Here is a 24,540-nt window from a genome sequence, read left to right as displayed (position 1 = left end):
TTGTTTTCTCTTCACTTGATTGCACTTTATTATCCGAAACAGCATGTCTGCTGAAATCCTAAAACGTCTTCTTCCGAACCGTCCTGTTCCAATGCGCGTCTGGTTTGGACCTTTCCGCGGCGCCTACCCTGTAATGAACCCGCGGCACTCATTGCGCAAGGTGCTGGGCCTCTATGAACATGAGTTGAACAACTGGATTGAAACCGCGCTGCACTGCGTTCATCGCGTGATCGATGTTGGTGCGAACGACGGTTACTTTACCTTTGGTTGTGCTGCCGCATTCCGACGTTTGAAAAAAACTGGCGAAATTATTTCCATCGAAGTGCAAGACCAGCACATGCTGAAATTGCGCGAGGGCTTTGAGCGTCATGCCGACCCCGCCGTGCGCTTCTCGCTGGTGCAGGGTTATGCGGGCAGCGAGCTGAAGCCAGGCTTTGTCACGCTGGATTCTCTCGACACCGGGGGAGATCGTGGCGGCACGCTGGTGAAGATCGATGTCGAAGGCGCGGAGGTGGAGGTGATGCAGGGAGCGCTGAGCTGGCTGGACCCGACGAACTTCTTTGTGATCGAGGTGCACCAAGAGTCGCTGCTGGCGCCGCTGCATGCCCTGTTTGCCACGCGGGGTCTGAAGCTGCGGCAGATCAATCAGCGTCCGCTGCCCTTGCTGGGCGCGGAGGTGCGGGATCGGGAAAACTGGTGGCTAGTGTCTGATCTCGGGGAAGGGATTTAAGAAGCCGGATTGATGGAGGGGAAATACGTCTGCGCCTTTCGCGGCCGTCGTGACTCGTACCAGGTGCCGCTCGCGCTGGCCGGGGCAGGGAGGCTGGACCGTTTCATCACGGACGCCTGGGCCTACGCCTGGCTGCGTGCGGCTGCGGCGACGCTGCCACACCGCGTGCAGGAGAAGGTGGCCTTCCGCCATGAGCCTGGCATTCCGGACGCGGAGGTCTCCTGCCTCTGGGGCACCACGTTTCTGGAGCATCTGCGGCATCGACTGGGTTTTGCGCCGGTGCAGACTTATCACAAACTCGATGCACAATTCTCGCTGGCGGCGGCTGCGCGGGCGCGGCAGACGCACGCACATCTGTTCTTATACAGCCCGTATGCGTACGAGGCCTTTACTGCACGGTATGCACACACACCGCGCAGGGTGCTCTTTCAGTATCACCCGCACGCTGTGCTGGAGCGGCGGCTGCTGCAGGAGGATGCGCTGCTTTATCCCGATGTTGGCGAGTCTTTTTCCGGCGGCACCCACGCGGTGGAAACCTCCCCTCGGGAGGTCGAGAGCTGGCGGCATGCCGATCTCATCTTCTGCGCGAGCAGCTTCACGCGCCGTTCGCTCATGGAGCAGGGGTGTGAGGAAGGCCGCTGCCGCATCGTTCCCTACGGCATCGACGTCCCCGAGCTTGTGGTTGGGGCGCCGCAGCAGGGTGGCGGATTTCAGGCTCTGTTCGTCGGCTCCGGTGGGCAGCGCAAAGGTCTGCACCATCTGCTGCAGGCCTGGACGCGTGCGCGGCTGCCGGCGGGAGCGGGGCTCACGCTCGTCTGCCGTGTGGTAGATCGTGGTATCGAGGCCCTGGCCGCCGGCGTTCCCGGCGTGCAGATCGTACGCGGGGCCGGGGGCGTGGAACTGCAGAGGCTGTATGCCGCCAGCACTTTGTTTGTGATGCCTTCTCTCGTGGAAGGCTTTGGCCAGGTTTATCTGGAGGCGCTGGCGCAGGGGTGCCCAGTACTGGGCACGGCAAACACCTGCCTGCCCGACCTCGGCACGGAGGCCGGGGGCGTTTTCCTCACGCCTGTGGCCGATGTGGAGGCGCTCGCGGCCCGGCTGGAGGATCTGGCGCAGGTGCTGCCCGGAAATGCCGCCATCCGTGCGGCGGCGCGCGCCACCGCAGAGCGCTTTTCGTGGACCTCTTTTCGCGCCGGATTGCTGCGGCATCTCCCAGACTGATTTTTCATGACTCCGGATTGCTTCCCATGTCCCGTGTCTGCAGTGCTGACCGCCTGCGGACGGCCTGAGATCACGCTGAAGACCATCGGGCGTCTGCTGGGCTGCCGCCCGCCGCCGGCGGAGGTGCGCGTGCATGTGGACAACGGTGGTACGGCCCTGGCTGAGGAGATCCGTGCGCGATTTCCCACGGTGCACGTCGTGGTCTCTGCCACGCGCATTGGCCCTGGCGGCGGACGCAACCGGCTGCTGCAGGAGGCGCAGCAGGAGCTGGTGGCCAGCTTTGATGATGACTCCTACCCGGCGGACGGTGATTTCTTCCAGCGGGTGCTGGCGGCCGCGGCTGCGCACCCGCAGGCAGCGGTGATGGCAGCGGTGATCCTGGATGGAACCGGCGCGCCGACGGCCGCGCCAAAGCAGGCCACGCGGGTGGCCAGCTTTGTAGGTTGCGGCTGCGTGTACCGCCGTGCGGCTTTTCTGGCAACCAGCGGCTACGTGCCGCTGCCGCTCGCCTATGGCATGGAGGAAGTGGACCTGGCGTTGCGCCTGCACGCGCAGGGCGGATGCATCGTGTTTGATCCGGGCTTGCGCGTGGTGCATGAGCTCGATCTTAGGCACCGGCTCAGCCCCCAGGTGGCCGCGGCGATGATGGCGAACAGCCTGTTGCTTGTGTACCTGCGCTACCCGCTGGTGCTGTGGCCCCTAGGGGCGCTGCAGTGCCTGCGCAAAGCCATGGAACTGTTGCGGCAGGGCGGCTGGCGTGGCATCACGGAGGGGCTGCGCAGTCTGCCGGGTCTCGTCTCCGCACATCGTGCCAGCCGTCAGGTCCTGCCGTGGCGCGCCATCGTATCGTACATTCTACTTCGTCGCCGCCTCCCGGCCTGAGCGTGTCCCCATTTTATGACATATGAGTGACATGCCCAAAACTGTGGTGGTGACGGATTTTACCTCCCCCTACCAGATTGAATTGTTCAATGCGGTGGAAGAGCTGGCGCCCGGACAGTTGAATGTGATTTATCTGCACCAGCGCAGTGCGGGCCGGGAGTGGTCCCTGCGCAAAACACTGCACCGCTCCGTCATGCTGGAGCGGGATGTGGATGGCATGACGAAGGCGCGCGCGCTGGTGGATGCGGCGGAGCTGGCGGTGTTCAATTTCTACGATGACCGCCATGCGCTGGAACTGATCCGCCGGCGTGCGGCGCTAGACACGGCCTGGTGCTTCTGGGGAGAACGGCCGGGGTTCTACCACATGCAGCTTGGCAGGCTGCGCCGCCTGTGGATGCTGGCGCCGTTGCACGCCCGGCGCGCGGCAATCTGGGGCATCGGGACCATGGCGGTGAATGCCTACCGCGAGGAGTTCGGGGCCTTTCGCGATTACGTCAACCTGCCCTATTACTCTGATCTTTCGCGCTTTCAGGCGCTGCCAGTGAGCCCGCCGCGCGCGGGGGGCGTCTTCACCTTTCTCTATTCCGGCGCGCTGATCCGCCGCAAGGGAGTGGACCTGGTGGCACGGGCCTTCCGGCGACTCGCCGCCGCGCATCCGCAGGCGCGGCTGCGCATCATGGGCAGCGGGCCTTTGGAAAAAAAGCTGCGCCGTATTCTGCGGTTCTGCATGGCGCAGGTAGAGTTCACCGGGTTCAAGGACTGGGCCGCGCTGCCGGACGAGTATGCCAGTGCGAACGTGATTTGTGTGCCCTCCCGCTACGATGGCTGGGGGCTGGTGGTGCCGGAGGGACTGGCGGCCGGGCTGCCGGTGATCAGCACGGAGCAGACCGGCGCCGCGGTGGATTTTTTGCGTCCTGGCAAAAACGGCTGGCTGATCCAGGCGAACGATGAGGAGGCCGTGCATCAGGCCATGAGGGAGGCGGTTTCGCTCGAACCAGCGCGCTGGGCGGAGATGTCCGCCGCCGCCCGAGCGACGGTGGCGGGACATGGCTTGGACAAAGGAGCGGCGGGATTCATCCGCGCCGCAGTCAGCGCGGCCTCCGGGTGGTGATTTTTCCAGGGAGCATTTCATCTTATTTGATACCATGTGTGGCATCGCAGGCATTCTCACCCACCGGCAGGCCGGGGAGGCCCGGCTGGACGAAGCGCTGGCAAAAATGCAGGAGGCGCTGCGGCGGCGCGGCCCAGATGACGCCGGGCTGTGGCATTCCAAGTGCAAACGGGTGCGCTTGGCCCACACCCGGCTGGCGATCCTGGATCTCACACCAGCCGGGCACCAGCCCATGCTCACTGCGGACGGGCGCCACTGCATTGTCTTCAATGGAGAGATCTACAACTTCATGGAGCTGCGCGCGGAGCTGGAGCGCGGCGGGGTGGTCTTTCAAACCCGGACAGACACGGAAGTGCTGCTGCGGCTCTATGAGCGCGATGGCTCGGCCATGGTGGAGCGGCTGCGCGGCATGTTTGCCCTGGCGGTGTGGGATGCGCAGGAGCAGCGAGCCTTCCTGGCGCGCGACCCCCTGGGCATCAAGCCGCTTTACTACGTGCAGCAGGAGTGCATGCTGGCGTTTGCCTCCGAAGTGAGAGCGCTGCAGAAGGCCGGGCTGACTGGACACGAGCTGGATGGCGGCGCCCTGAGGCGCTATTTTGAAAGCGGCAGCGTGGCCGAGCCGCAGACACTACTCAAAAATGTGCGCAGCCTGCCTGCCGGCCACACGCTTACCTGGGCGGGGGGGCATACGGAAATGCGCCCCTTCTGGCGTTTCCGCTTTGATGCGGCAGACATGGGAGCGGAGGCGGCGGTCAGCCTCACGCGCGACGCGCTGCTGGACAGTGTGCGGCATCATTTCGTCAGCGATGTGCCCGTGGGCGTCTTTCTCAGCGGTGGCATCGACTCGACGGCCGTGCTCGCGCTGTCGATTGCAGCGGGGCAGCGGGATCTGGAGACGTTTTCCATCGGCGTGGATGATGCGGGGCTGGATGAAAGCAGCGCGGCAGCGCGCACAGCGGCGCATTTTGGCACGCGGCACCATGAGCTGCGCCTGGATGCTGCAGCCATGAGCGCCAGCTTTCCAGCGTTTCTCGCCAGCGTTGACCAGCCCAGCATTGATGGCTTCAACACCTTCACTGTTGCCGCATTTGCCCGAGCCCAGGGCATGAAAGTCGTGCTTTCCGGCCTTGGGGGTGATGAGCTTTTCGGCGGCTACCCGAGCTTTCAGCGCGTGCCACGTCTGGCGCGACTGGTGCGGCGGCTGCATCCGGTCCCCGGCATGCCGCTGTGCGGAGCGCTGTTGGAGCGCTGGCTGCCGCGCGCGCCCTGGCGCCGTGCCGCAGGTTTGCTGCGTCACCCCCCGTCCATGACTCGCGCCTGGCGTGCTTTCCGGGGTGTTTTCACCGCGCCTGAAGCCTGCGCGCTAGCCGCCCGCTACACCGGCGGCGCGGTGGAGACCGGCCCGAAGCCGGACGATGTGGAGATCTCCTCCGCGGATGAGCGCGACCAGATCAGCGCGCTGGAACTAGGCCTCTACATGCGCAACCAACTGCTCAAAGACAGTGATGTGATGAGCATGGCGCACGGCCTGGAACTGCGTGTGCCGCTGGTGGACCGGTGTCTGTTTGAGGCGGTCGCCCGCATCCCGGCAGCACTGCGCCTGCAGCCCGGCAAGCGGCTGCTGGTGGATGCGGTTCCGGAGATTCCCAGGTGGATATCCCAGGCACCCAAGCGCGGCTTTCTCTTTCCCTATGAAAAATGGCTGGCCTCGGAATGGGGCGGGGCGTTTCAGGAGGTGGCCGCACGCCTGCCCGTGGCCACGCCCAGTTGGTATCAGCTCTGGAGCGTTTTTATGCTGGAGCGCTGGTTGGAACGTGTCTGAATGAGCTCCTTTTTTCCTTTCCGTCCCTTGAGTGTCCTTCACGTCATCCCCTCCCTCTCCGTCGCCCATGGCGGGCCCAGCAAGGCGCTGCCGATGATGGCGCGTGCGCTGGCGGAGGAGGGCGTGCGCGTGGACGTGGCCACAACGGATGACGACGGACCCGGCCGGCGACTGCGCGAGGTGCCACAGGGGGGGGCGCAGCAGAGAGAGGGCTTCCGCGTGTTTTATTTCCGCAAGCTCACGGAGTTTTACAAAATCTCCCCCGGCCTGCTGTTGTGGCTGTTCCGGCAGGTGAAGGAATATGACGTGGTGCACGTGCATGCGGTATTTTCCTTCGCCACGCTTGCGGCCGCATGGGCCTGCCGGCTCCGCGGTGTGCCCTATGTCGTGCGCCCGCTGGGTGTCTTGAACAACTGGGGCATGAACAACCGGCGGTGGTGGCTCAAGGCGCTGTCCTTCCGCCTGCTGGACAAGCCGCTGCTGGATCACGCCGCCGCCATTCATTACACCAGCCAGCAGGAGGCGGATGAGGCCGCGCGGCTGCGCATTCGGGCACCTGACGTGGTAATTCCGCTGGGCATGGATCTCACGGCGCTGCAGTCCCTGCCAGCGCCGGATCTTTTCACCTCCCAGTTTCCAGCCGCCGCGGGCAGGCCGGTCATTCTCTTTCTCTCCCGGCTTGATCCCAAGAAGAATGTGGAGCTGCTGCTGGAGGCCTTTGCGCTGCTGGCAGCGGCAGAGCCCGCGCCGCTTCTGGTGGTCGCAGGTGGCGGAACTCCCGCGTATCTTGCCGGACTGCAGGCCCGCGCGGAGGCTCTGGGCGTGGCGCGGCGCGTGCTGTGGACCGGCCACGTGGAGGGCATGTTGAAGCTTTCGCTGCTGGCCGCCGCCAGCGTCTATGTGCTGCCCTCGCACTCGGAAAACTTCGGCATCGCCCTGCTGGAGGCCATGGGTGCCGGGCTCCCGTGCATCAGCACCCCGGGGGTGGCGCTGGCCACGGAGGCTGCGCCGCAGAACGCCGTGCTGCTGTGCGCGCCGGAGCCGCCGGCGCTCGCTGCGGCGCTGGGCGGTTTGCTCGGCTCAGCACCGGAACGGCAGCGCCTTGGCGCTGCCGCCGCACAGCTTGCCCGCGGGCAGTACTCGGCGGAGGCCGCTGGCCGGGCGTTAAAACAGTTGTATGCGCGGATTCTGGAACGCCGCAGCGCCGCCACAGATTCCGCCGATGTGGCACAGTCCGGTAAAAAAGAAGTCTCATGATTCTCACGGTTAAATTCATCATTGCCATGCTTTGCACCCTGCTGGTGTGCCTGTGGAGGCCTCTGAGGCTGGATGCATGGGTGGGCGCCGCCGTCTTTCGTCCAAGATGCCTGCTTGTCTTCATCGCCAGCCGGCTGGGCATTTTTGGCCTGCTGTTTTTTGTGCTGAAGACGACACCCCAGTCAGACATCAACTGGTATTACGGCGAAGGCAGGGCGGTGCTGGACGGGTTGCTGCCGCTGCGCGATTTCATGCCGGTTTACGGGCCGTGGTTTTCCAACATCTGCGCGTGGCTGCTGAGGGTGGCGGACACACCAGTGACGCTGATGTTCTTTGCGCTGGTGCTGGAGATCGTCTCCGTGCCGCTGTGGCTGCGGGTGGGAGACCGGCTCTTCACCCGCGGGCAGAGCGATGCCGCTCTGCTGCTCTACACGTGCTGCCCGCTAAGCCTGATCAATGTGCCCATCACCGGGCAGAACCACATCTGGTACGCGCCGTTGCTGGCCGGGGCGATGCTTCTGCTCATGCGGCACCGCAGTCTGCTGTGCGGGATGATGCTGGCATTCACCATCCTGGCGGTGAAGATGCTCTCCATGCTCTTTGTGCCGCCCTTCTGCTGGGCTTCAAAGCGCCGCTGGGTTTTTGGGCTGGGCTTCTTTGGCCTGCTGATCCCGGCCTACGGTTGGTACTGGTGGCAGGGGGCGGACATGACCAAGCTCATGAGCTTTCACGCGCAGCATGGCTCCTCGGGCAATCTGCCATTTCTCCTTGGTATCACCGGCCTGGACTTCTCCGAGCCTGGACTGCGCTCTCTGGCCAATCTGGCAGGGCTGCTGCTGCTCAGCGGCCTGTTTCTCACCGCCATGTGGCAGCGCCGCGTGCGGACGCCGCGCCAGGTGCTGATCTTTCTGCCGTTGCTTACCCTGGTGACGCTGCTCATCAGCAAGAAATCGTATGCCTCTTATCTGGAGATGGCGCTCTTTCCCCTCTGCCTGCTGGCCGCCGCCGCCCCAAAGAATGCGGTGCGCACCCTCTTCACCGCCGGCTGCGCGCTGGCGGCCTGCGAGCCCAGCGTGTGGTTCCGCCTGCTGGCCAATCAGGAGCTTTCCAATCTCTGGCATGGCATCCAGCATGGCAGCCCCGTCTGGGCCTTCTTGCTTCTGGCGCTGCTAGACTTCGCACTACTGACCTTCTACTGCCTGGGCATTGCCTGGCTCTGGCGGCAGAGTGCGGCTGAACTTTCATCCCCGGAAGGTGCACGCTCATGATCCCCAGTTCTTCTCCGGAAATTTCCATCATCGTTCCCACTCTCAATGAGGTGCTGAACATCCCGCGCCTGGTGCCCGCGATCACCGAGGCGCTGAAGGAACACGATATCGAAATCCTCGTGGTCGATGACATGAGCACGGACGGCACGGCGGAGGCGGTGCGGCAGATGGAGGCGGCGCTGCCAGTGCGGCTGATCAGCCGGAAAAAAGAAAACGGCCTCAGCGGCGCGGTGCTCAAGGGCCTTGCGGAAGCGCGCGGGCACATGGCCATCGTGATGGATGCGGATTTTCAGCATCCGCCGGAAAGCCTGCCTGCGCTGCTGGAGCCACTGAAGTCCGGCTGCGTGGATTTTGTGATCGGCTCGCGCCATGTGGCAGGTGCATCCACCGATGTGTCCTGGGGACAGTTGCGCCGCATCAATTCGTGGGGCGCACGGCTGCTGGCCGCGCCGCTTTGCCGGGGTGTGCGGGATCCCATGAGCGGGTTCTTTGGCCTCACACGAATGGCATGGGAGGGGACACGCGGGCTCGCCCCGCTGGGTTACAAAATCGGCCTGGAGTTCCTGGCCAAAAACGCCGCCATGCGCGTGAGCGAAGTGCCCATCCACTTTGGCCTGCGGGTCAAGGGAGAGTCCAAGCTTTCGCTGCGCGAGCAGTTCCGCTATCTGGAGCACCTGAGCCGCCTCTACGATTTCCGCTTTCCGCGGCTCTCCCCGATAGTGAAGTTTTGCGTGACGTGGCTACTCACATGGCTGGTGGCGCTGCCGGTCTTTCTCGGGCTGAGCAACGTGCTGCGCTGGCCGCTGCTGCTGGCGGTGCCGGCCGCCCTGATGTGCAGTGATGGGGTGCATGCGATGCTGCACTGGCGCTATCTCAGCGCGGAAGGAGCGGCTGAGGAGGTCCGCAGCCCGTGGCTGGGCTTTCTGGCCATGATCGCGGCGGAACTGCTCGTCAGCTTCGGTGCGGTGGTGCTGCTGGAAAATGAACTCCGCGCGCCCACGCCGGTCAAAGTGTTCTCCCTCGTCATTTTGATCACCGCCATCTGCCGTTACATGCTGCGCAAGGAGCTGCGCCACGATGTGCGCGTGCTCAAGGCCGCCGTGCGCGGCGTCAAAAACTGATCCCCCTTCCATCTGCATCCGACCTCATGAATTTCCCGGAGTTTGTCTATACCGTCCTGCTCAAGCCCCGACCGCTGAAGAAGCTGGCCAACCGCGTCCTGCTGTGGATGCTGCCGGAGCGCATCAAGATCGGGCAGGCAGTGGTCTGCCTGGACCCGGATGACCCCGTGGTGTCCGGCGCGTCGGCGCTGGGCGTGTATGAGAAGGACGAGCTGCGCTTTTTCCAGGACCACTGCAGGCCTGGCATGGTGGTGGTGGATGTGGGTGCCAATGTGGGCATCTATACCGCGATGGCCCTGCGCCTGGCCGCGCCAGACGGCAGGGTGATCAGCTTTGAGCCCAATCCGCACAGTCGCGCCTTTCTGGAAAAAACCGTGGCCGCAAACGCCGGCGGCGCCGCCAGCCAGATCTACCCGCTGGCCCTGTCTGACCGCGACGGGCAGGCGGAGCTGCACCTCAACAAGGACAACAAGGGGGACAACCGCCTCTACGCCTCCGACCTTTCCAGCGACAGCCTGCAGATCCAGACGCGCTGCCTGGACAGTGTGCTGGGCGAAATGGGCGTACACGAAATCCATTTTATCAAGATCGACGTGCAGGGCTGCGAGCCGCTGGTGCTGACAGGGGCGCAGGAGACGTTGCGGCGCTCCCCAAACGTGATGATGATGTCTGAATTCTGGCCGCAGGGCATGAGGGCTGCGGGCGGCGCTTCACCCCGTGCGTATCTGGACAACCTAGTGGCGCTAGGCTTCCGCCTTTTTACGTTAAAAGACGGGCACCTCGCCACGCTGGCAGAACCGGCATTTGATGCGCTGATCGCCAACCTGCCAGACCGCCAGTACGCCAACATCGTCGCCGCCAAGGGGACGGCCTTGGAGAAACTCTGACTGCGACGCGGATGGACCTGACGCACATCACTCCACTGATCATTGTCTTCAATGAAGAGCCCAACCTGCGGCGCACCCTCCAGCGCCTCGCATGGGCGCGGGACATCGTGATCATCGACAGTGGCAGCACGGACGCGACGTTGGACATCGTGCGCGAATTTCCGCAGGTGCGAGTGTTGGAGCGGCCCTTCGACACCTTTGCCCGCCAGTGCAATTTCGGGCTGGAGCAGGTGCGCACGGAGTGGGTGCTCTCTTTGGATGCCGACTACGTGCTCACGGATGCGTGGATTTCCGAAGTGACCGCGCTGCAGCCGGGGCCGGAGGTCATGGGGCTGACTGCACAGTTCGTCTACTGCGTGTACGGCCGGCCGCTGCGCGCCTCGCTCTACCCGCCGCGCACGGTTCTCTACCGCCGAGCCTCAGGCACCTATCGCGATGATGGCCATGGGCATCGCGTGAGCATCTCTGGGGAATGCCGCAGGCTGCACGCCAAAATCCTGCACGACGACCGCAAACCGCTCTCGCGCTGGTTTGTGGCGCAGCTCAAATACGCGGACGCAGAAGCCCAAAAACTGATCGCAGCGATGCCGCAGGAATTGAACAAGGCGGACAGAATCCGCCGGTGGGTGTGGTGCGCGCCGCTGCTGGTGCCGGGCTACACACTGCTGGGGAAGAGGCTCATTCTGGACGGCCGTGCCGGGCTGTTCTACGCCTTTCAACGGATGCTGGCAGAGCTGATGCTGTCCTTACGCTTGCTGGAGCTTCGAATCACACGCATGAAATCCCCCCCCCCGAATGCCCAAAATTCTTCACGTCGCACCGGTCATGCCGGTGGATGAACACCACATCGAATACGCCCTGGATAAAGCCGGACAGCCCGGCTCCCTGGTCACGAGCTGGATACCCACCCCGCTCGAGCATGGGCTGCTGCGCATGATTCCCGCGCTGCGCCGCGGCCTGCGCCGAGAACCCGTGCGCCTGCGCCGCCGCTGGGTGGAGCGCCACTTTTGGCCGGACATGCGCCGCAGCCTGGAGATGATGCTGGGAGTGCATCAGTCCGTGATCCTGGCACATGACGCCTTTTTTGAGCGGGTGGACCGCCACGCGGAGCGGCAGGTGTCGCCGGAGACGCGCATCGTCATCGGCCGTGAATTTGGCTGCCGGCATGTGTTTCGCAGAGCCAGCCGCATGGGGGCCTCCTGTGTGTACCACCTGCCCACCGTGCACCATGAGACGCTGTACCGCATCCTGCAGAGCGAGGGGGCGCAGTATCCCGGCGTGTGCCGGTCCACCTTTGACCCCTTTGAATTCCAGCCGCGGCGCCTGCGTTACAAGCTGGAGGAAATCGCCCTGGCAGACGTGATCCTGTGCCCCTCCCAGTTTGTGAGACAGACCCTTTTGGATGCCGGTGTGGATGGGGCCAGGATTTCGGTGACGCCTTTTGGAAGTGAAACGACCTGGCTGGACGCGCCGCGCGCCGAAGCCTCTTCCAAAACGGTGGTCTTTGTGGGCAACATCTCCGCGCGCAAAGGGGCCCACCGTCTCCTGCAGGTTTGGAAGCAGCTAGGCGCCTATAAAACCCACAAGCTGCTGCTGGTGGGGGAAATGCACCTGAGCGCCTCCTTCCTGCAGGATTACGCCGGCCTGTATGAGCACCGGCCGCGCCTGCCGCGTGAGGATCTGCGGGACATCTATCTGAAGGCAGACGCCCTGGTGCTGCCCGCGCTGGCGGAGGGGTTTGCCCTCGTCATTCAGGAGGCGCTGAGCTGCGGCACGCCCGTGCTGGCCAGCCTGCACAGCGGTGCGGCGGGGTTCGTGACTGACGAACAGGCCCGCCTCTTTGCGGCCCAGGATAATGACGCACTGGCCTCCGCCCTCGAATGGGGCCTGAGCCAGCCGACGGCGCTGGCGGAGATGGGCCGGGCCGGGCGGCGCAGAGTGCAGGAGTGGACCTGGCGCTCGTTTGAGACGCTGATCAGCCAGCGCATCGAGACGTTGCTGGCTGCAACGCATTCTTCGCGCTGAGGCGCCGATTTTTATGTTGTTTTTCCCAACACTCGCACGCTCCAACTTGTCGATGTTTCTTTTTCTGTTTCGCGGTAGAATCCCACACGCCTTTCGCATCGGCACATGAATCCCTCTTCCACTTCCCCTGCACGGCCAGGCCCCGCGGGCAGGCCTGCGCGCATCCCCTACAGCGTCAGCATGGGCGGCACGCGGCGCGCCTACGGCGCAGCCCAAGCGGGCCAGCAGGAGGTCCAAACTTTCTTTCCCGGACTTGGCATCATCAGCAATCTCATCGCCTTCGCGCTGGCCATGGGGCTGATGCCTGAGAATGTGCAGACCCCGGGTGCGCTGCGTTCTTCTGCGCTTGCAATGATCGCTGGTTTTGCGGTGGCGCCCCTTGCAGCCGCCACCATCAATCTGCGCTACATCCTCCGCACGGAAAATATCATTGGCATGGCCCCGGCCTACTGGCTGATGCTGGACATGGTGACCGGCAGTTATGAGATGGAATTCGTCAATCATGCCGGTGCGGCAAAGGCCTTCGGCATTATTTCATTGTGCACCTGCGCGTACTGGTGGGGCACCATGGGGCGCCCGTGGGACCTTCCCAAAGGGCTGCTGAACGTGTGCAAATTCCGTCTCAGCAGCGATCACCTCATGCCCATCATCCTGCTGTGCTTCACCCTGGCCATGCTGCGATTTGCCATTCCATGCAAGTTTAACCTGGCCCTCATGTTTGGCAGCGTGTTCAATTCCCGCTGGGCTGTGCCATGGGGGCGTGGCGCTCTGGGGGGGGTGGATGCCTTCATCGACCATTTGTCCTATTTCGGCTATCTCCTGCCCACGCTGGCCGTCGTGATGGCCCGGCGCCGGTCTTGGTTTCACCCCACCACGGTTCTCACCATGCTGCTGGCCGCCACCTTCCTGCTCTTCCTGGCGCAGGGAGGCTCCCGCCGCATTGTCGGCGTTTGCCTCGGCGCCGCTCTTTTGTACTGGATTCTTGACCAGCGAAAGGTGCAGCTGGTCAAGATGACCGTGGTGGCCGCTCTCATCGGCCTTCTCGTCTGGCTCATGCAGGTCATGATTCTCACGCGAACCATCGGAATGGGAGAGGTCGGCATGGAGACAGCCGGGCGCGCCGCGATGTATTCGCTGCGAGGCTACAAGATGGGCTCCGGTCCGGCTGGCATCCACGTGGATGACAACATCCTGCGCCTGGCCCAGTCCGTGCAGATCATTCCCAACAAGCTCGACTATGTGTACCACAAGCTCCTCTTGTATATTCTCGTCCGGCCCATCCCCCGCCTGATCTGGCCCAACAAACCGGAGGACCCCGGATTCTCGCTGCAAAAGCTGCTGGCCTCCCAGGCCTCTCTAACCTTCACTATCGTGGGGGAATTCTGGATCAGCTGGGGCTACATAGCGGTCGTCCTCGGCGGCTGGTTTTACGGGCGGCTCGCCCGGCTTCCCAGCCCGCTTTTTTGGTCTGCACCTGAGACCATGGCACCCATGTTTTATGGTTACATGACCATGACCCTTTTTGTGGGCTACCGCTCGTTGGTGGAGGTGATCTTGTTCTCCTATGCCATGATGGGCTGGTGGTTTGCCACGTGGGTGCTCAGCAAGGTGCGCAAGTAACCGGGACTTATTCTTGCAGGCGAACGCACGTCTCAACCTGCGACCAGAAGAGCCGGGATGTGTCTCCCGCAGGCGGCGCAGACAAGTCATGAGAATCCTTCTGCTCAACCAGTGTTTCCATCCGGATCATGTGGCTACGGCGCAGCATCTCACGGATCTGGCGGATGAGCTGGTCAAAGATGGCCACCGGGTCACGGTGGTGGCGGCGTCGCGGGGGTATGACGATCCGGATGTGCGCTACCCGGTGCGGGAGATGTGGCGGGGTATTGACATCCGCCGCATCTGGACGCCGGGGCTGGGGAAGAAGGCCAAGTGGCGGCGGCTGCTGGATTTCGGCATCTTCTGGGCCAATGCCACGCGCATCCTGCTCTTCCTGCCGCGGCAGGATGTCACGGTGTGCCTCACTTCGCCGCCGCTGATTTCCACGCTTGGCACGGTCATGGCACGGCTGAAGGGCGGCGCGGTGGTGCCGTGGGTGATGGATCTGAATCCCGATGAAGCCGTGGCGGCGGGGTGGCTGAAGGCGGGTGGGCTCGCGGAGCGCGCGCTGACGTTTGTCCAGAACTGGAGTTTCCGTCGCGCCTCGCGCATCATCGCGCTGGACCGCTTCATGGCGGACCGCATCGCGGCCAAGGGCGTGCGGTCTGAGGTGATCCACACCGATGCGCCGTGGTCGCACGATCAGGCGATCCAGTACGAGGTGGCTGCGCGGGAGGCCTTCCGCGCGGAGCATGGGCTCACCGGCAAATTTGTGGTGATGTATTCGGGCAATCACAGCCCCTGCCACCCGCTGGATGCCGTGCTGGCGGCGGCGGAGCAGTTGAAGGGAGAGGAGCGGCTGCACTTTCTGTTTGTGGGTGGTGGCAGCGAGTTCAAAAAAGTGCAGGCCTTTGCTCAGGCGCAGGCGCTGAAAAACATCACCTGCCTGCCGTATCAGCCCATGGAAAAACTGTCGGGTTCGCTCTCCGCGGCGGACCTGCATCTGGTGGTGATGGGGGATCCCTTTGTGGGCATGGTGCACCCCTGCAAGATCTACAACATTCTCACGCTGGGCATTCCGTTTCTCTTCATCGGGCCGGATCAAAGCCACGGCGCCGACCTGGCGCGGCGGCTGAATGATCCCGCGCATGGCCGCGTGGCGCGGAACGGGGATGTGCCGGCCATCGTGCAGCAGATTCGCGAGGCGATGGAGCTGGGGCCGCGGCCGGTGAACACGGCGGCGAGGGAGCTGGGAGCGGAGTTTTCCCACTCGGTGCTGTGCCCGAAGCTGGTGGGGGTTATTGAGCAGGCGGCTGCTGGTCACTGAGCAGGCGGTTGCAGCACGCGCTTGATCACTTCGTAGCTGGCATAGCGCTCTGCATCAGGGAAATCGTGGTCAGAATCGGGGTGCGCCACCTGCAGGCGGGGCTCGGCGTGGTGGAGCCTGAACAAGGGCAGAGCTGCGGCTGCGATACGGTCCACGCTCTGCCAGACGAAGTTGCTGTCGCGCAGCGGGGCGTTCACAAAGACGTGGCGCGGGGCCAGGCAGGCGACGAGTTCGTAGTGGTCCCAGGGGCAGTCCTGCGGGTGGCCAAGGTAGTCCGCCATGCGCAGCATGTAGCGCTCCTGCACGTAGCCCTGGATGTTTCCGCCTTTGTAGTCCAGCAGCGAGTCAAAGCCGCAGCTTGAGACGATGACCTGGAGGCGGTCGTCAAACACCGCGGTGAAGATGGCGTTGTGTCCGCCCAGGGAGTGACCGATCGCCGCGTAGCCGTGGCTGCGATCCACGTAGGGCAGGGAGTCCAGGTAGTCGAGCCCACGGAGGTTGTCCCAGATGGCCTTCATGGTGCCGCTGGGCATGTGGAGGGCCTTGAGGTCCGGCTGGTAATCTGCCAGCAGCGGGTAGCTGGGGGAAAGCGTGACAAAGCCGCGCTCAGCCAGCTCCTGCGCATACTGGCGGTGCGGCTTGCCGCCGAGACCGACCACGACTTTGAAGCCGATCTTGTTCTCCGTGGGGTGCAGGCAGAGCACGGCGGGCGCTTTCTTCCCGGCCAGCGCTGTTTTGGGAATGCAGAGATAAGCGGGGACTTTGCCGCCGGGCTGGGAGGTGTAGGTGATGAGACGCCGCACGTAGCTGCCGCAGTCGGCCTCCTCCAGCACCTGCGGGTCCAGAGCACAGCGCATCTCCGGGCCGGGCAGGGGACCGGCCACCTGCTGAAAGCCCGCCAGCGCCTCTTTTCTGCGGGATTCCCACTCCGCGGGCGTGGTGGCGGTCTTTACGGTGCCGTCCTTGGCGTGGTATGCGAGGAGGTTCGTACGGCTCAGTCCACGGAGCGTGGGCACCTCTTCAGCCAGGACGAGGGAGGGAAGGGCGAGAGCGAGCAAAACATGGCGCAGCATGGGAGGGCATACGCGGTGTCGGGCCCGGTTCTTGGTTTGTTGTGTGTGGTTCTCGGTTGTTGGCGCACCGCTCCTGGGGGGGAGAAAAGGCCGTGGAGGTCAAATAGGTCGTAGAGGACCTATCTGACCTTGTGCGGCAGCGCCGGGCTGGGCCGGTGCTCAGTCATCCCTGCGCCCGCCGAGCAGGAGCATGATGTAGTAAAGGAAGGTGGCCAGGGCGCTGATGAAGGCGGCCACGTAGGTCAGGGCGGCGGCGTCCAGGACCTTGCTCATGGCGGCGGTTTCCTCGCCGGGGGCCACGGCGCCGGTGCTGGCCAGCACGCGCTTGGCGCGGGCGGTGGCGTCAAACTCCACCGGCAGGGTGATGAGCTGGAAGAGCATCACAATGCCGAAGCATGCGGCCAGGATGGGCAGGGCGACGCGGGGCATGAAGTAGATCAGGCCCATGCCCGCGATGGGGATGATCTGCCCGGCGATGGTGGTGATGCCCACGGCCGCCATGCGCCACTGCAGCGGGGCATAGAGCTGCTGATGCTGGATGGCGTGCCCGCACTCATGCGCCGCCACGCCCAGGGCGGCCACGTTGGTGCCGTAGTAGTTTTCTTCGCTCAGCATGAGCTGCTTGTTGGAGGGATCGTAATGGTCGCTTAGCTGGCCGCGGATGGGGCGGATGATGACGTCGGTGATGCCATTGAGGTCCAGGATGCGCTGCGCGATCTGCGCCCCGGAAAAGCCGGAGCGCGCGGGTACCTGAGAGTAGCGGGAGTAGGCGCTCTTCACGCGCCAGGAGGCCCACATGGAAAGCGCCATCGTGCCGAAGAGCAGGAGGAGATAGAGGGGGTCAAAGTACATGGTGGTGTCGTTCGAAGGAACTTTTGTTTCCAAATGATTACGCTCCGCCGCCACCTTGGGAAGCGCTGCCACATTCCAAAAGTGCGCGTAGTTTGTCACACAAAATCCCGTGTTGCTTCCCCTCACGCCTGCGATTGAATCACCCCCTGCATGGAAACCGCCGCCCCCACTTCTCCTCCGCCGGCTTCGGAGCCGATCATCTGCCGCATTGCGCCCTGGTACTATTACCGGCGCATGGGGCCGCTGGCGGCGCTGTTTCTGATTTTCGGCGGCATGTTTCTGTATGATGGCATCTGGGGCTACCCGAAGAAGGTGGAGCTGGCGCGCAAAAAGGAGCAGTTCATGAAGCAGTTTCTGCCCTCCTTTGAGGCGGCTAAAAAAGAGGGGCGTCTGGAGCAGTGGATGGAGGATGCCAGGGCCAAAGGCATGCCCACCGGCGTGGATGGCGATGTCCCGCGCTGGGCCACCTACGCCGCGCAAAACGGCTGGGAGGAGGATCCAAAACTCTACAGCGACCGGGAGATCGCCGAGCAGTTCTATTATGCCTACGGCTGCTTTGCTGGTGCCGCGGTGGTGGGCATCGTCGTCCTGCTCAACCGGCGCAAGATGCTGCGCGCGGAGGCGGACCATTGGGTCACGCCTGAGGGAGTGACGATCCGCTATGCGGACGTGTGCCGGGTGGACAAGCGCAAGTGGGAGCACCAGGCGCTGGCGTATGTGTGGCACCGCACGGAGGGCGGCAGGGAAAAGCGCGCAGTGATCGATGACCTCAAATTTGACGGTGCGGGCCGTGTGCTGGACCGCCTGATGTCCCGTTTTAGCGGGGAATTGATTGAAAAAGTCAGCGAAACAGAGAGCGCTGAATCCGTATCCCCGGAAACAGAGAAATAGCAGCATTTCATTGAGTTTGAAAAAGGCGGGAATTTCCCCTTGCCAAAGCAAACTCAGCCGCTAAAGCTCCGCCCCATCCCAACAACCCCCATCTATGGCAGAGAACATCACAGAAAAAGTCAGAGACATCATCGTTGAACAGCTTGGCGTGAATCCCGAGCAGGTCACTTCCGAAGCCAAGTTCATCGAAGATCTCGGTGCCGACTCCCTCGACACCGTCGAGCTGGTGATGGCCTTCGAAGAAGAATTCGGCATCGACGTCCCTGACGAAGAGGCTGAGAAGCTTCAGTCCGTGGGCGACGTCGTTCGCTACGTGGAAGAAAACGCCGAGTAATCTCGGAGCCAGTCAAAGCTTTCAAAAAAGCCAGTCGGTTCGCCGGCTGGCTTTTTGCGTTGGGGTGCTGCTGAATCCAGCGCGAAGTGGTTCGCACACTCGGTGTGCGACTCGCGGGCCCCCAAGTCTCTCCGTGAACGGCAGCACAAGAAAGGGCAGGAGGGCAAGCTGAGTTCGAGTAGGAGGACGAGGACGATTGTCCTTTGGCGGCGCGCCTTGACTCCTTGACGATTCCTTGACCTCTTTAGAACCTCAGCACAAACTCGCCTTCTTTCTGCAGATGCAGGCGGTCACGGGCGGCCATCTCGAGGTAGGCATTGTCGTTCTTGATCCACTCCATGCGGCGCAGGAGCTTGTCGCGGTCGGACTGCAGCTTGTCGCGCTGCTCTTTGAGCTGGTCCAGCTTGGTACGCATGGCGTGCTGCGTGTCGATGGGGTTGTCACACAGGACATACACCACGGGGACGACGAGGAGCAGCAGTACAAAGCGGCCGACTTTGAGGAATGCGCGCACCCAGCCTTCCCAGCGGGTCTGGGGTTCGGATGCGCGCACTTCTCGGTAGTTCATGAGATGATGAGGGGAGGGATTAGACCTTCATGCGGCCGCCGAAGATCGCGTTCTCACCCAGTTCCTGCTCGATGCGCAGAAGCTGGTTGTACTTCGCGATACGGTCGCTGCGGCTCATGGAGCCGGTCTTGATCTGGCCGCAGTTTGTGGCCACGGCGAGGTCGGCGATGGTGTAGTCTTCGGTTTCGCCGGAGCGGTGGCTCATGACGGCGGTGTAGCCGTGGCGGTGGGCCAGATCCACGGCGTCGAGGGTTTCGGTCAGGGAGCCGATCTGGTTCACCTTCACGAGGATGGAGTTCGCGACTTTCTGGTCGATGCCCTTCTGCAGGAATTCCACGTTGGTGACGAAGAGGTCGTCGCCCACGAGCTGCGTGGTGGCGCCCAGTTCCTTCGTGATGGTGCCCCAGCCTGCCCAGTCGTTTTCGGCGCAGCCGTCTTCGATGGAGATGATGGGGAACTTCTTCTTGAGCTCGGCGTAGTAGGCCACCAGCTCTGCGGCGGTGCGCTCGGACTTGTCGGACTTCTTGAAGACATACTTGTTCTTGGCCTTGTCGAAGAACTCGGAGGAGGCCACGTCCAGCGCGATGAAGATGTCTTCACCCAGCTTGTAGCCGGCCTTGTCCACCGCCTGGGCGATGACTTCCAGGGCGTGGTCGGCGCTCTTCAGCGTGGGGGCAAAGCCGCCTTCGTCACCCACGGCGGTGCTGAGGCCCAGATCGTGCAGGATCTTCTTGAGGGAATGGAACACTTCAGCGCCATAACGCAGCGACTCAGAGAAAGTCGGGGCGCCTTTGGGCATGATCATGAACTCTTGGAAATCGATCGGGGCATCGGAATGCGCGCCGCCGTTGATGATGTTCATCATCGGCACGGGAAGGACCTTGGCGTTCGGGCCGCCGACGTATTTGTAAAGGGGCAGGCCCAGGGTGGCGGCAGCGGCCTTGGCCACGGCCAGGGAGACGCCCAGGATGGCGTTCGCGCCGCACTTGGCCTTCGTCTTCGTGCCGTCCACTTCCCGCATGGCGTTGTCGATCCCCACCTGATCCTGCGCATCAGCGCCGATGAGGGCGTCCGCCAGCTCGTTGTTCACGGCATCGACGGCCTTCAGCACGCCCTTGCCCAGGAAACGCTTCTTGTCGCCGTCGCGCAGTTCCAGCGCTTCGTGCTCGCCGGTGGATGCACCGGAGGGGACGGCCGCACGGCCCATGGCACCGCCTTCGATGTAAACATCCACTTCAACAGTGGGATTGCCGCGAGAGTCGATGATTTCGCGTCCGATGACGCGCGAGATGGTGAGTTCGTCCATGAGGATAGATTATTTAAGTTTTGCTAATTAATTCGGGTTTTTCAAGAAGGTTTCCAGAAATCTCCGGGGGATAGGCTTCATACACGGATGAAGCGGGGGCGCAAATGGTAGGTTTTCACGAAGCAGCAAGAGGCGAGCCATGGCGGCTGCGTGCATGGGTGGAAAAGGAAGCCAGCTCCCGCCTTGCGGCACATCAGAAACCTTGACCGGCGCTTATAAAGGGGCATCCGCACTCATGGGCAGGCCCGCCCTTCTTCACCGCCTCAAGGCGGACGGGCGAATAAGGAAATCTGCGGAGCCGTTCTTCACGCCGCGGCATCTTGGTTGCAGGCCGATGGGATGAGGAAAACGAAAAAACCCCGCCAGGTGGAACCGGGCGGGGTTGGAAATGATCTGAACAAGAACGGAATCAGCTCTCGCCGGCGACCTTGGAGATCACCTGGCGGCCGCGGTAGTAGCCGCAGGAAGGGCAGGCGACGTGGCCGGGGACGGTGGTGCCGCACTCAGGGCAGCTCTTGAGGGTGGGCGCTTTCCAGCGGTTTGCGCCTTGACGCATGCGTTGGCGGCTCTTGGATTGTCTGCGCTTGGGATTGGCCATGAGAGTATCGAGGTGGGGTCTGTTCTGGTCTAGTTTAGCTTGTTCAATGCCTCCCACACACCCGGACCCGCACTTTGAGGTTCGTCAGGCGCTGTCTCCAGCGCCGGTTCAAACCTGCCTTCGGCGGGACACTGACGAGGATGGACATTGCCAGCATCGCAGCGTGGGTAGCTCGGAAGGGCGAGCAGAGTATCTTCCCGGAGCGTATCCGTCAAGTTGATCGTGTCATCCTTTCCAATCTCGATTTCGGAGCTGTAGTCGTCCAGCTCCACGCGCTGCTCGAAGCGCTCCAGGCAGGCACCGCATTCCAGGCTGAAGGTGGCCTCCAGACGGCCGCTGATGAGGAGGTCGCCGCCGTCACGCTCCACGTGGAGGTCGTATTTCAGCGGGGAGACGGCCTTGATGGTGTCCGTGGGGTCGAGGGCAAAGAAAGAGGGCAGCTCCTGGCCGGAGATGTCCTTGCCGCCATCCGGCAGGGAACGGAGGTCGATGAAAAAGGGGCGGTGCATGAAGAAGGAGTTTAAAGTTTGAGGTTTAAAGTTCCGGGTTGAGGGGCGGCTTTTGCAAGGCTCTCAGGTCAGTTGGAGCTTGTTGCGCAGGGCGGTGACGACGTTGGGGGGGACGAACTGCTCGATGTGCCCGCCCAGGCGGCAGATCTCCTTTACGAGGCGGCTGCTGATGTAGGTGTATTCTTCGCGCGGCATGAGAAAGAGCGTTTCGAGGTTCGGCTCTAACTTACGGTTCATGAGGGCGAGCTGGAACTCGAATTCAAAATCTGACACGGCGCGCAGGCCGCGGACGAGGGCGCAGGCCTGGTGCTTGCGGGCGAAATTCACCAGCAGGCCGTCAAAGGGCATGACCTCGATACCGGGGATCTCGGCGGCGGCGCTGCGGATGAGCTCCACGCGCTCCTCCACGGTGAAGAGGCTCTGCTTGGCGTTGTCACGGGCGACGGCGATGATGAGGTTGTCAAAAATGCCTGCTGCACGCTGCAGTACGTCGAGGTGGCCGTTGGTGATGGGGTCGAAGCTGCCGGGGTAGATCGCGCGTCGCATGTGTTTATGGCCGAACTGTAGCGGCGGGGGTGGGACGTGGAAAGAAAAAGCTCACGCGAGCAGCACCTGCGCCATGGCCAGCTCACGGGTGTGCGTGAGGCTGACGAGGCAGGTGGCCTCTCCGGCGTGCTCTTTGGCGGCGCCGTGAAGAACGATGGAGGGCCTGCCGCTTTCGGCGCGCAGCACTTCGATGTCGGTCCAGTTCACGCCTTCCGCCCAGATGCCGGTGCCCAGGGCCTTGGCCACGGCTTCCTTGGCGGCAAAACGTGCGGCGTAGTTCATGGCGGGTTCGGCGCAGGCGTCGCAGTAGGCGATCTCACCGGCGGTGAAGGTGCGCTCTTTGAAGCGCTGGCCATGGCGCTCCAGCATGTCGCGGATGCGGGACACTTCCACGAGGTCGATGCCAATGCCGGTGGGCTTCATGCGGGGCGGGATCACTTGCCGTAGGTGGCCATGACGGCGAGCATCTCGCGCACGGCCTCCTGCAGGCCGATGAAGACGGCGCGGGAGACGATGTGGTGGCCGATGTTCAGCTCCGCCAGATGCGGCACGGGCCAGAGGTCGGGGAGGTTTTTGGTGGTGAGGCCATGTCCGGCATTGATCTGGAGGCCGAGGCTCTGCCCGAGTTCTGCCGCGGCGCGGAGGCGGGCCACTTCGGCGGCACGTTCGGCGCCGGTGTGGTTGGCAAAGGTGCCGGTGTGCAGCTCGATCATGGCCGCGCCGATCTCAGCGCTGGCGCGCACCTGATCGAGATCGGGGTCGATGAACATGCTCACGCGGGTGCCGTTGTCGCTGAGCGCCTTCACGGTGCTGCGCAGGGCCTCGCGCTGGCCGGCCACGTCCAGGCCGCCCTCGGTGGTGACTTCTTCGCGGTTTTCCGGGACCATGCAGACGAAGTCCGGGCGGGCCTTCAGGGCGATTTCCAGAATCTCCCGGGTGTTGCCCATCTCCAGGTTCAGCTTGGTGCCGATGTTTTTGCGCAGGAGAAACACGTCCGCGTCCTGAATGTGCCGGCGGTCGGCGCGCAGATGCACGGTGATGGAGTGAGCCCCTGCGGCCTCCGCAGCCAAGGCGGCCGCCAGTACGGAAGGCTCCGCATTGGGGGAGTCTGGCAGGGTGCGGTAACGAGCCTGACGCAAGGTCACGACGTGGTCGATGTTCACTCCGAGGAGCAGGTTGGGCTGGGGCATGAGCGGTATTTAGCGCAGGCGTCCGCCACCGCAAGTAATCGCGTCCACCGGGGCTCTTTACGCAATCTTGACAGAAAAATGTAACTGCCGGCCCAAGAAATTGAAGTACTCAATCGCTGCATCATGCGACAGTGCGTGACGCAGCCCTCATCCCCCAACCTCCCATGAAATCACTCTTCTTCACGATCCTCATCCTTGCCGGCGCCTTCCTGGCCTATGACTACTTCGGGGCGCCTCCGGGACAGAAAATGGTTTTCAAAAGTCTCAATCCGCCGGTGAAGCCGAAGACCGCCACGGTGAAGCCGGTGGTGGTGGAGGAAAAGCCGGTGGTCAAGGAGATGCCCGCGCCTGTGAAACCGGCGGTGGTGGACACGCCCAAGGCGGTGGAAAAGCCCGTGGCACCCGCGGCACCGGCGTCCGCGCCTGCCTCCTCTGGGCCGAAGTTTGAGCCCATCGAGGCGCTGACGGGCAACTGGCTGAAGATCCCGGTGTCCGCCTTTCCGCGGGAGGTGAAGCTGCTGCAGGATGCGATGTTTAAAATGAGCGTGGGCGCGAGCAAGATCGCGGCCGGAGGCGTGGCCTATGCGCTGAGCGCGGACAATGGCATCCTCACCCTTGCCCCCACAGTTACCTCGCCCGCACGTGCGCAGCTTCCCATCGATGGCACGGATTTGAAGGCGCGGCTGAATGACGTGTATGAGAAGTGGAAGATCACGCGGGCGGAGGAGCTCAAGGCCATCGCGGCGAAGAAGGCGCAGGCCAGGGCCGCGGCGCCCGTGGCGGAGGCGGCACCCTCCAGCAGCGAGGCGGATGCCAGCGGCAAGCCCGTGCGGGACGCCGCCGGTGCGTACCCCCTGCTGCTCGCGAGCATGAAGCGCGGGCAGGTCACGGAGATTCTGCCGGAGAACATCACCCGCTGGCAGGAGCCGCAGCCCGCCATGATTCAGGGCAAGCAGGGGTGGGCCGTGAGAGTGGAGTGCAATGTGAAGACCATCTTTGGACTGCAGCCGGTGGAAGCGCAGGCTCTGGTTCTGAATGGCAAGGTCACCGGCTGGTACTACACCGGATCGGGTGAAGAGGTGCCGTGATGAAATTTGTCATGCATTGAAGTTTCCGTTTGCCAGCCGGAGGGGAGCGTTTAATATCGCGCCCCCAAACGGCAAAGGAGCGGTAGTTCAGTTGGTTAGAACGCCAGCCTGTCACGTTGGAGGTCGCGGGTTCGAGCCCCGTCCGCTCCGCCAGTTTGGATTCATACAGGCCGCCTTGCGTTTCAGCAGGCGGCCTTTTTTTGGTGCGCCCGGCAGGGCGCACTCACTTGGCGGTTCAAGTCCGCCGCACACCCGGCAAGGGGAAGTGCTAGCCGAAAGACAAGGGCGTCAGCCGCGAGGCTGGGTCCGAAGGAAGTCAGAAGCAAAACGCTACA

The 24,540-nt window shown here is 63.3% G+C and carries 25 protein-coding genes and 1 tRNA gene; 17 read left to right on the top strand and 9 right to left on the bottom strand.

Features of this window, described 5'->3' with window-relative positions:
- Positions 1-43: 43 nt before the first annotated feature.
- From ACILSQ_RS28015 to ACILSQ_RS27955, 13 genes are all read left to right on the top strand, one after another.
- A complete protein-coding gene (locus tag ACILSQ_RS28015; RefSeq protein WP_395747002.1) occupies positions 44-730 on the top strand; it encodes a hypothetical protein in 687 nt (228 codons plus the stop codon).
- A gap of 12 nt (positions 731-742) precedes the next feature.
- Complete coding sequence (locus ACILSQ_RS28010; protein ID WP_395747001.1) at positions 743-1,951, top strand: glycosyltransferase family 4 protein; 1,209 nt, start codon at positions 743-745, stop codon at positions 1,949-1,951.
- Positions 1,952-1,984: 33 nt separating this feature from the next.
- Positions 1,985-2,833 carry a glycosyltransferase family 2 protein gene (locus tag ACILSQ_RS28005; RefSeq protein ID WP_395747000.1) on the top strand — a complete coding sequence of 283 codons (849 nt, stop codon included), beginning with the start codon at positions 1,985-1,987 and terminating at the stop codon, positions 2,831-2,833.
- Between the two features lie 31 nt (positions 2,834-2,864).
- Entirely contained in the window at positions 2,865-3,944 is a 1,080-nt protein-coding gene (locus ACILSQ_RS28000) for a glycosyltransferase (protein ID WP_395746999.1), read from the top strand.
- Positions 3,945-3,978: 34 nt separating this feature from the next.
- The gene (gene asnB, locus ACILSQ_RS27995; protein WP_395746998.1) at positions 3,979-5,766 is read left to right on the top strand and encodes an asparagine synthase (glutamine-hydrolyzing); all 1,788 of its coding nucleotides are present in this window, start codon (positions 3,979-3,981) and stop codon (positions 5,764-5,766) included.
- 27 nt (positions 5,767-5,793) lie between these two features.
- Entirely contained in the window at positions 5,794-7,023 is a 1,230-nt protein-coding gene (locus tag ACILSQ_RS27990) for a glycosyltransferase (RefSeq protein ID WP_395746997.1), read from the top strand.
- On the top strand, positions 7,020-8,291 hold the full coding sequence (locus ACILSQ_RS27985; protein WP_395746996.1) for a hypothetical protein: 1,272 nt from the start codon (positions 7,020-7,022) through the stop codon (positions 8,289-8,291). The genes ACILSQ_RS27990 and ACILSQ_RS27985 overlap by 4 nt, the downstream gene beginning before the upstream one ends.
- Complete coding sequence (locus ACILSQ_RS27980) at positions 8,288-9,412, top strand: polyprenol monophosphomannose synthase (RefSeq protein WP_395746995.1); 1,125 nt, start codon at positions 8,288-8,290, stop codon at positions 9,410-9,412. The genes ACILSQ_RS27985 and ACILSQ_RS27980 overlap by 4 nt, the downstream gene beginning before the upstream one ends.
- A 26-nt stretch (positions 9,413-9,438) precedes the next feature.
- On the top strand, positions 9,439-10,299 hold the full coding sequence (locus ACILSQ_RS27975; RefSeq protein WP_395746994.1) for an FkbM family methyltransferase: 861 nt from the start codon (positions 9,439-9,441) through the stop codon (positions 10,297-10,299).
- A gap of 11 nt (positions 10,300-10,310) precedes the next feature.
- Positions 10,311-11,138 (top strand): glycosyltransferase family 2 protein, encoded by an 828-nt coding sequence (locus ACILSQ_RS27970; RefSeq protein WP_395746993.1) that lies wholly within the window; start codon positions 10,311-10,313, stop codon positions 11,136-11,138.
- On the top strand, positions 11,095-12,324 hold the full coding sequence (locus tag ACILSQ_RS27965) for a glycosyltransferase family 4 protein (protein ID WP_395746992.1): 1,230 nt from the start codon (positions 11,095-11,097) through the stop codon (positions 12,322-12,324). The genes ACILSQ_RS27970 and ACILSQ_RS27965 overlap by 44 nt, the downstream gene beginning before the upstream one ends.
- Positions 12,325-12,429: 105 nt before the next feature.
- Positions 12,430-13,944 (top strand): hypothetical protein, encoded by a 1,515-nt coding sequence (locus ACILSQ_RS27960; RefSeq protein WP_395746991.1) that lies wholly within the window; start codon positions 12,430-12,432, stop codon positions 13,942-13,944.
- A gap of 88 nt (positions 13,945-14,032) precedes the next feature.
- Positions 14,033-15,250: a glycosyltransferase family 4 protein gene (locus tag ACILSQ_RS27955; protein WP_395746990.1), complete on the top strand. Its 1,218-nt coding sequence runs from the start codon at positions 14,033-14,035 to the stop codon at positions 15,248-15,250.
- Here ACILSQ_RS27955 and ACILSQ_RS27950 read toward each other — a convergent pair.
- A complete protein-coding gene (locus ACILSQ_RS27950; protein WP_395746989.1) occupies positions 15,244-16,323 on the bottom strand; it encodes an alpha/beta hydrolase family protein in 1,080 nt (359 codons plus the stop codon). The two genes, ACILSQ_RS27955 and ACILSQ_RS27950, sit on opposite strands and share 7 nt — an antisense overlap.
- A gap of 159 nt (positions 16,324-16,482) precedes the next feature.
- Positions 16,483-17,175, bottom strand: a complete 693-nt coding sequence (locus tag ACILSQ_RS27945) for a zinc metallopeptidase (protein ID WP_395746988.1) — start codon at positions 17,173-17,175, stop codon at positions 16,483-16,485.
- Between the two features lie 150 nt (positions 17,176-17,325).
- Here ACILSQ_RS27945 and ACILSQ_RS27940 point away from each other — a divergent pair, with 150 nt between their 5' ends.
- Together ACILSQ_RS27940 and ACILSQ_RS27935 are read left to right on the top strand one after the other, a co-directional pair.
- Complete coding sequence (locus ACILSQ_RS27940) at positions 17,326-18,066, top strand: hypothetical protein (protein ID WP_395746987.1); 741 nt, start codon at positions 17,326-17,328, stop codon at positions 18,064-18,066.
- Positions 18,067-18,160: 94 nt separating this feature from the next.
- Positions 18,161-18,400 (top strand): acyl carrier protein, encoded by a 240-nt coding sequence (locus ACILSQ_RS27935; protein ID WP_184337899.1) that lies wholly within the window; start codon positions 18,161-18,163, stop codon positions 18,398-18,400.
- A gap of 244 nt (positions 18,401-18,644) precedes the next feature.
- Here the strand turns inward: ACILSQ_RS27935 and ACILSQ_RS27930 are convergent, their stop codons facing one another.
- From ACILSQ_RS27930 to ACILSQ_RS27900, 7 genes are all read right to left on the bottom strand, one after another.
- The gene (locus ACILSQ_RS27930; protein ID WP_395746986.1) at positions 18,645-18,968 is read right to left on the bottom strand and encodes a septum formation initiator family protein; all 324 of its coding nucleotides are present in this window, start codon (positions 18,966-18,968) and stop codon (positions 18,645-18,647) included.
- Positions 18,969-18,987: 19 nt separating this feature from the next.
- Positions 18,988-20,274 (bottom strand): phosphopyruvate hydratase, encoded by a 1,287-nt coding sequence (gene eno, locus ACILSQ_RS27925; protein WP_395746985.1) that lies wholly within the window; start codon positions 20,272-20,274, stop codon positions 18,988-18,990.
- Between the two features lie 409 nt (positions 20,275-20,683).
- A complete protein-coding gene (rpmF, locus tag ACILSQ_RS27920) occupies positions 20,684-20,872 on the bottom strand; it encodes a 50S ribosomal protein L32 (RefSeq protein WP_322278095.1) in 189 nt (62 codons plus the stop codon).
- Between the two features lie 29 nt (positions 20,873-20,901).
- Positions 20,902-21,381 (bottom strand): YceD family protein, encoded by a 480-nt coding sequence (locus ACILSQ_RS27915; protein WP_395746984.1) that lies wholly within the window; start codon positions 21,379-21,381, stop codon positions 20,902-20,904.
- 63 nt (positions 21,382-21,444) lie between these two features.
- A complete protein-coding gene (gene coaD / locus ACILSQ_RS27910; RefSeq protein ID WP_395746983.1) occupies positions 21,445-21,927 on the bottom strand; it encodes a pantetheine-phosphate adenylyltransferase in 483 nt (160 codons plus the stop codon).
- A 51-nt stretch (positions 21,928-21,978) separates the two neighbouring features.
- A complete protein-coding gene (gene acpS, locus ACILSQ_RS27905) occupies positions 21,979-22,350 on the bottom strand; it encodes a holo-ACP synthase (protein ID WP_395746982.1) in 372 nt (123 codons plus the stop codon).
- An 11-nt stretch (positions 22,351-22,361) separates the two neighbouring features.
- A complete protein-coding gene (locus ACILSQ_RS27900) occupies positions 22,362-23,117 on the bottom strand; it encodes a pyridoxine 5'-phosphate synthase (protein WP_395746981.1) in 756 nt (251 codons plus the stop codon).
- Between the two features lie 164 nt (positions 23,118-23,281).
- On the opposite strand from ACILSQ_RS27900, the gene ACILSQ_RS27895 reads away from it, so the two are divergent.
- Together ACILSQ_RS27895 and ACILSQ_RS27890 are read left to right on the top strand one after the other, a co-directional pair.
- Positions 23,282-24,205: a hypothetical protein gene (locus tag ACILSQ_RS27895; protein ID WP_395746980.1), complete on the top strand. Its 924-nt coding sequence runs from the start codon at positions 23,282-23,284 to the stop codon at positions 24,203-24,205.
- Between the two features lie 76 nt (positions 24,206-24,281).
- Positions 24,282-24,358: transfer RNA gene (locus ACILSQ_RS27890), tRNA-Asp, on the top strand.
- Positions 24,359-24,540: the final 182 nt, after the last annotated feature.

The sequence above is a fragment of the Prosthecobacter sp. genome (genome assembly GCF_044227185.1).
Classification (GTDB): domain Bacteria; phylum Verrucomicrobiota; class Verrucomicrobiia; order Verrucomicrobiales; family Verrucomicrobiaceae; genus Prosthecobacter.
Note: the sequence above shows the minus strand (reverse complement) of the source record. Positions and strands in the feature narration are given on the sequence as shown.

Excerpts from the sequence above, each read along its gene's own strand:
- acpS (WP_395746982.1), bottom strand. The coding sequence starts at position 22,350 with ATGAAGCCCACCGGCATTGGCATCGACCTCGTGGAAGTGTCCCGCATC.
- ACILSQ_RS27945 (WP_395746988.1), bottom strand. The coding sequence starts at position 17,175 with ATGTACTTTGACCCCCTCTATCTCCTCCTGCTCTTCGGCACGATGGCG.
- ACILSQ_RS27950 (WP_395746989.1), bottom strand. The coding sequence starts at position 16,323 with ATGCTGCGCCATGTTTTGCTCGCTCTCGCCCTTCCCTCCCTCGTCCTG.
- ACILSQ_RS28010 (WP_395747001.1), top strand. The coding sequence starts at position 743 with ATGGAGGGGAAATACGTCTGCGCCTTTCGCGGCCGTCGTGACTCGTAC.
- ACILSQ_RS27940 (WP_395746987.1), top strand. The coding sequence starts at position 17,326 with ATGGAAACCGCCGCCCCCACTTCTCCTCCGCCGGCTTCGGAGCCGATC.
- eno (WP_395746985.1), bottom strand. The coding sequence starts at position 20,274 with ATGGACGAACTCACCATCTCGCGCGTCATCGGACGCGAAATCATCGAC.
- ACILSQ_RS27955 (WP_395746990.1), top strand. The coding sequence starts at position 14,033 with ATGAGAATCCTTCTGCTCAACCAGTGTTTCCATCCGGATCATGTGGCT.
- ACILSQ_RS27960 (WP_395746991.1), top strand. The coding sequence starts at position 12,430 with ATGAATCCCTCTTCCACTTCCCCTGCACGGCCAGGCCCCGCGGGCAGG.
- ACILSQ_RS28015 (WP_395747002.1), top strand. The coding sequence starts at position 44 with ATGTCTGCTGAAATCCTAAAACGTCTTCTTCCGAACCGTCCTGTTCCA.
- ACILSQ_RS27935 (WP_184337899.1), top strand. The coding sequence starts at position 18,161 with ATGGCAGAGAACATCACAGAAAAAGTCAGAGACATCATCGTTGAACAG.
- asnB (WP_395746998.1), top strand. The coding sequence starts at position 3,979 with ATGTGTGGCATCGCAGGCATTCTCACCCACCGGCAGGCCGGGGAGGCC.
- ACILSQ_RS27930 (WP_395746986.1), bottom strand. The coding sequence starts at position 18,968 with ATGAACTACCGAGAAGTGCGCGCATCCGAACCCCAGACCCGCTGGGAA.
- ACILSQ_RS27915 (WP_395746984.1), bottom strand. The coding sequence starts at position 21,381 with ATGCACCGCCCCTTTTTCATCGACCTCCGTTCCCTGCCGGATGGCGGC.
- ACILSQ_RS27980 (WP_395746995.1), top strand. The coding sequence starts at position 8,288 with ATGATCCCCAGTTCTTCTCCGGAAATTTCCATCATCGTTCCCACTCTC.
- rpmF (WP_322278095.1), bottom strand. The coding sequence starts at position 20,872 with ATGGCCAATCCCAAGCGCAGACAATCCAAGAGCCGCCAACGCATGCGT.
- ACILSQ_RS27895 (WP_395746980.1), top strand. The coding sequence starts at position 23,282 with ATGAAATCACTCTTCTTCACGATCCTCATCCTTGCCGGCGCCTTCCTG.
- ACILSQ_RS27965 (WP_395746992.1), top strand. The coding sequence starts at position 11,095 with ATGCCCAAAATTCTTCACGTCGCACCGGTCATGCCGGTGGATGAACAC.
- ACILSQ_RS27900 (WP_395746981.1), bottom strand. The coding sequence starts at position 23,117 with ATGCCCCAGCCCAACCTGCTCCTCGGAGTGAACATCGACCACGTCGTG.
- coaD (WP_395746983.1), bottom strand. The coding sequence starts at position 21,927 with ATGCGACGCGCGATCTACCCCGGCAGCTTCGACCCCATCACCAACGGC.
- ACILSQ_RS27985 (WP_395746996.1), top strand. The coding sequence starts at position 7,020 with ATGATTCTCACGGTTAAATTCATCATTGCCATGCTTTGCACCCTGCTG.
- ACILSQ_RS28000 (WP_395746999.1), top strand. The coding sequence starts at position 2,865 with ATGCCCAAAACTGTGGTGGTGACGGATTTTACCTCCCCCTACCAGATT.
- ACILSQ_RS27975 (WP_395746994.1), top strand. The coding sequence starts at position 9,439 with ATGAATTTCCCGGAGTTTGTCTATACCGTCCTGCTCAAGCCCCGACCG.
- ACILSQ_RS27970 (WP_395746993.1), top strand. The coding sequence starts at position 10,311 with ATGGACCTGACGCACATCACTCCACTGATCATTGTCTTCAATGAAGAG.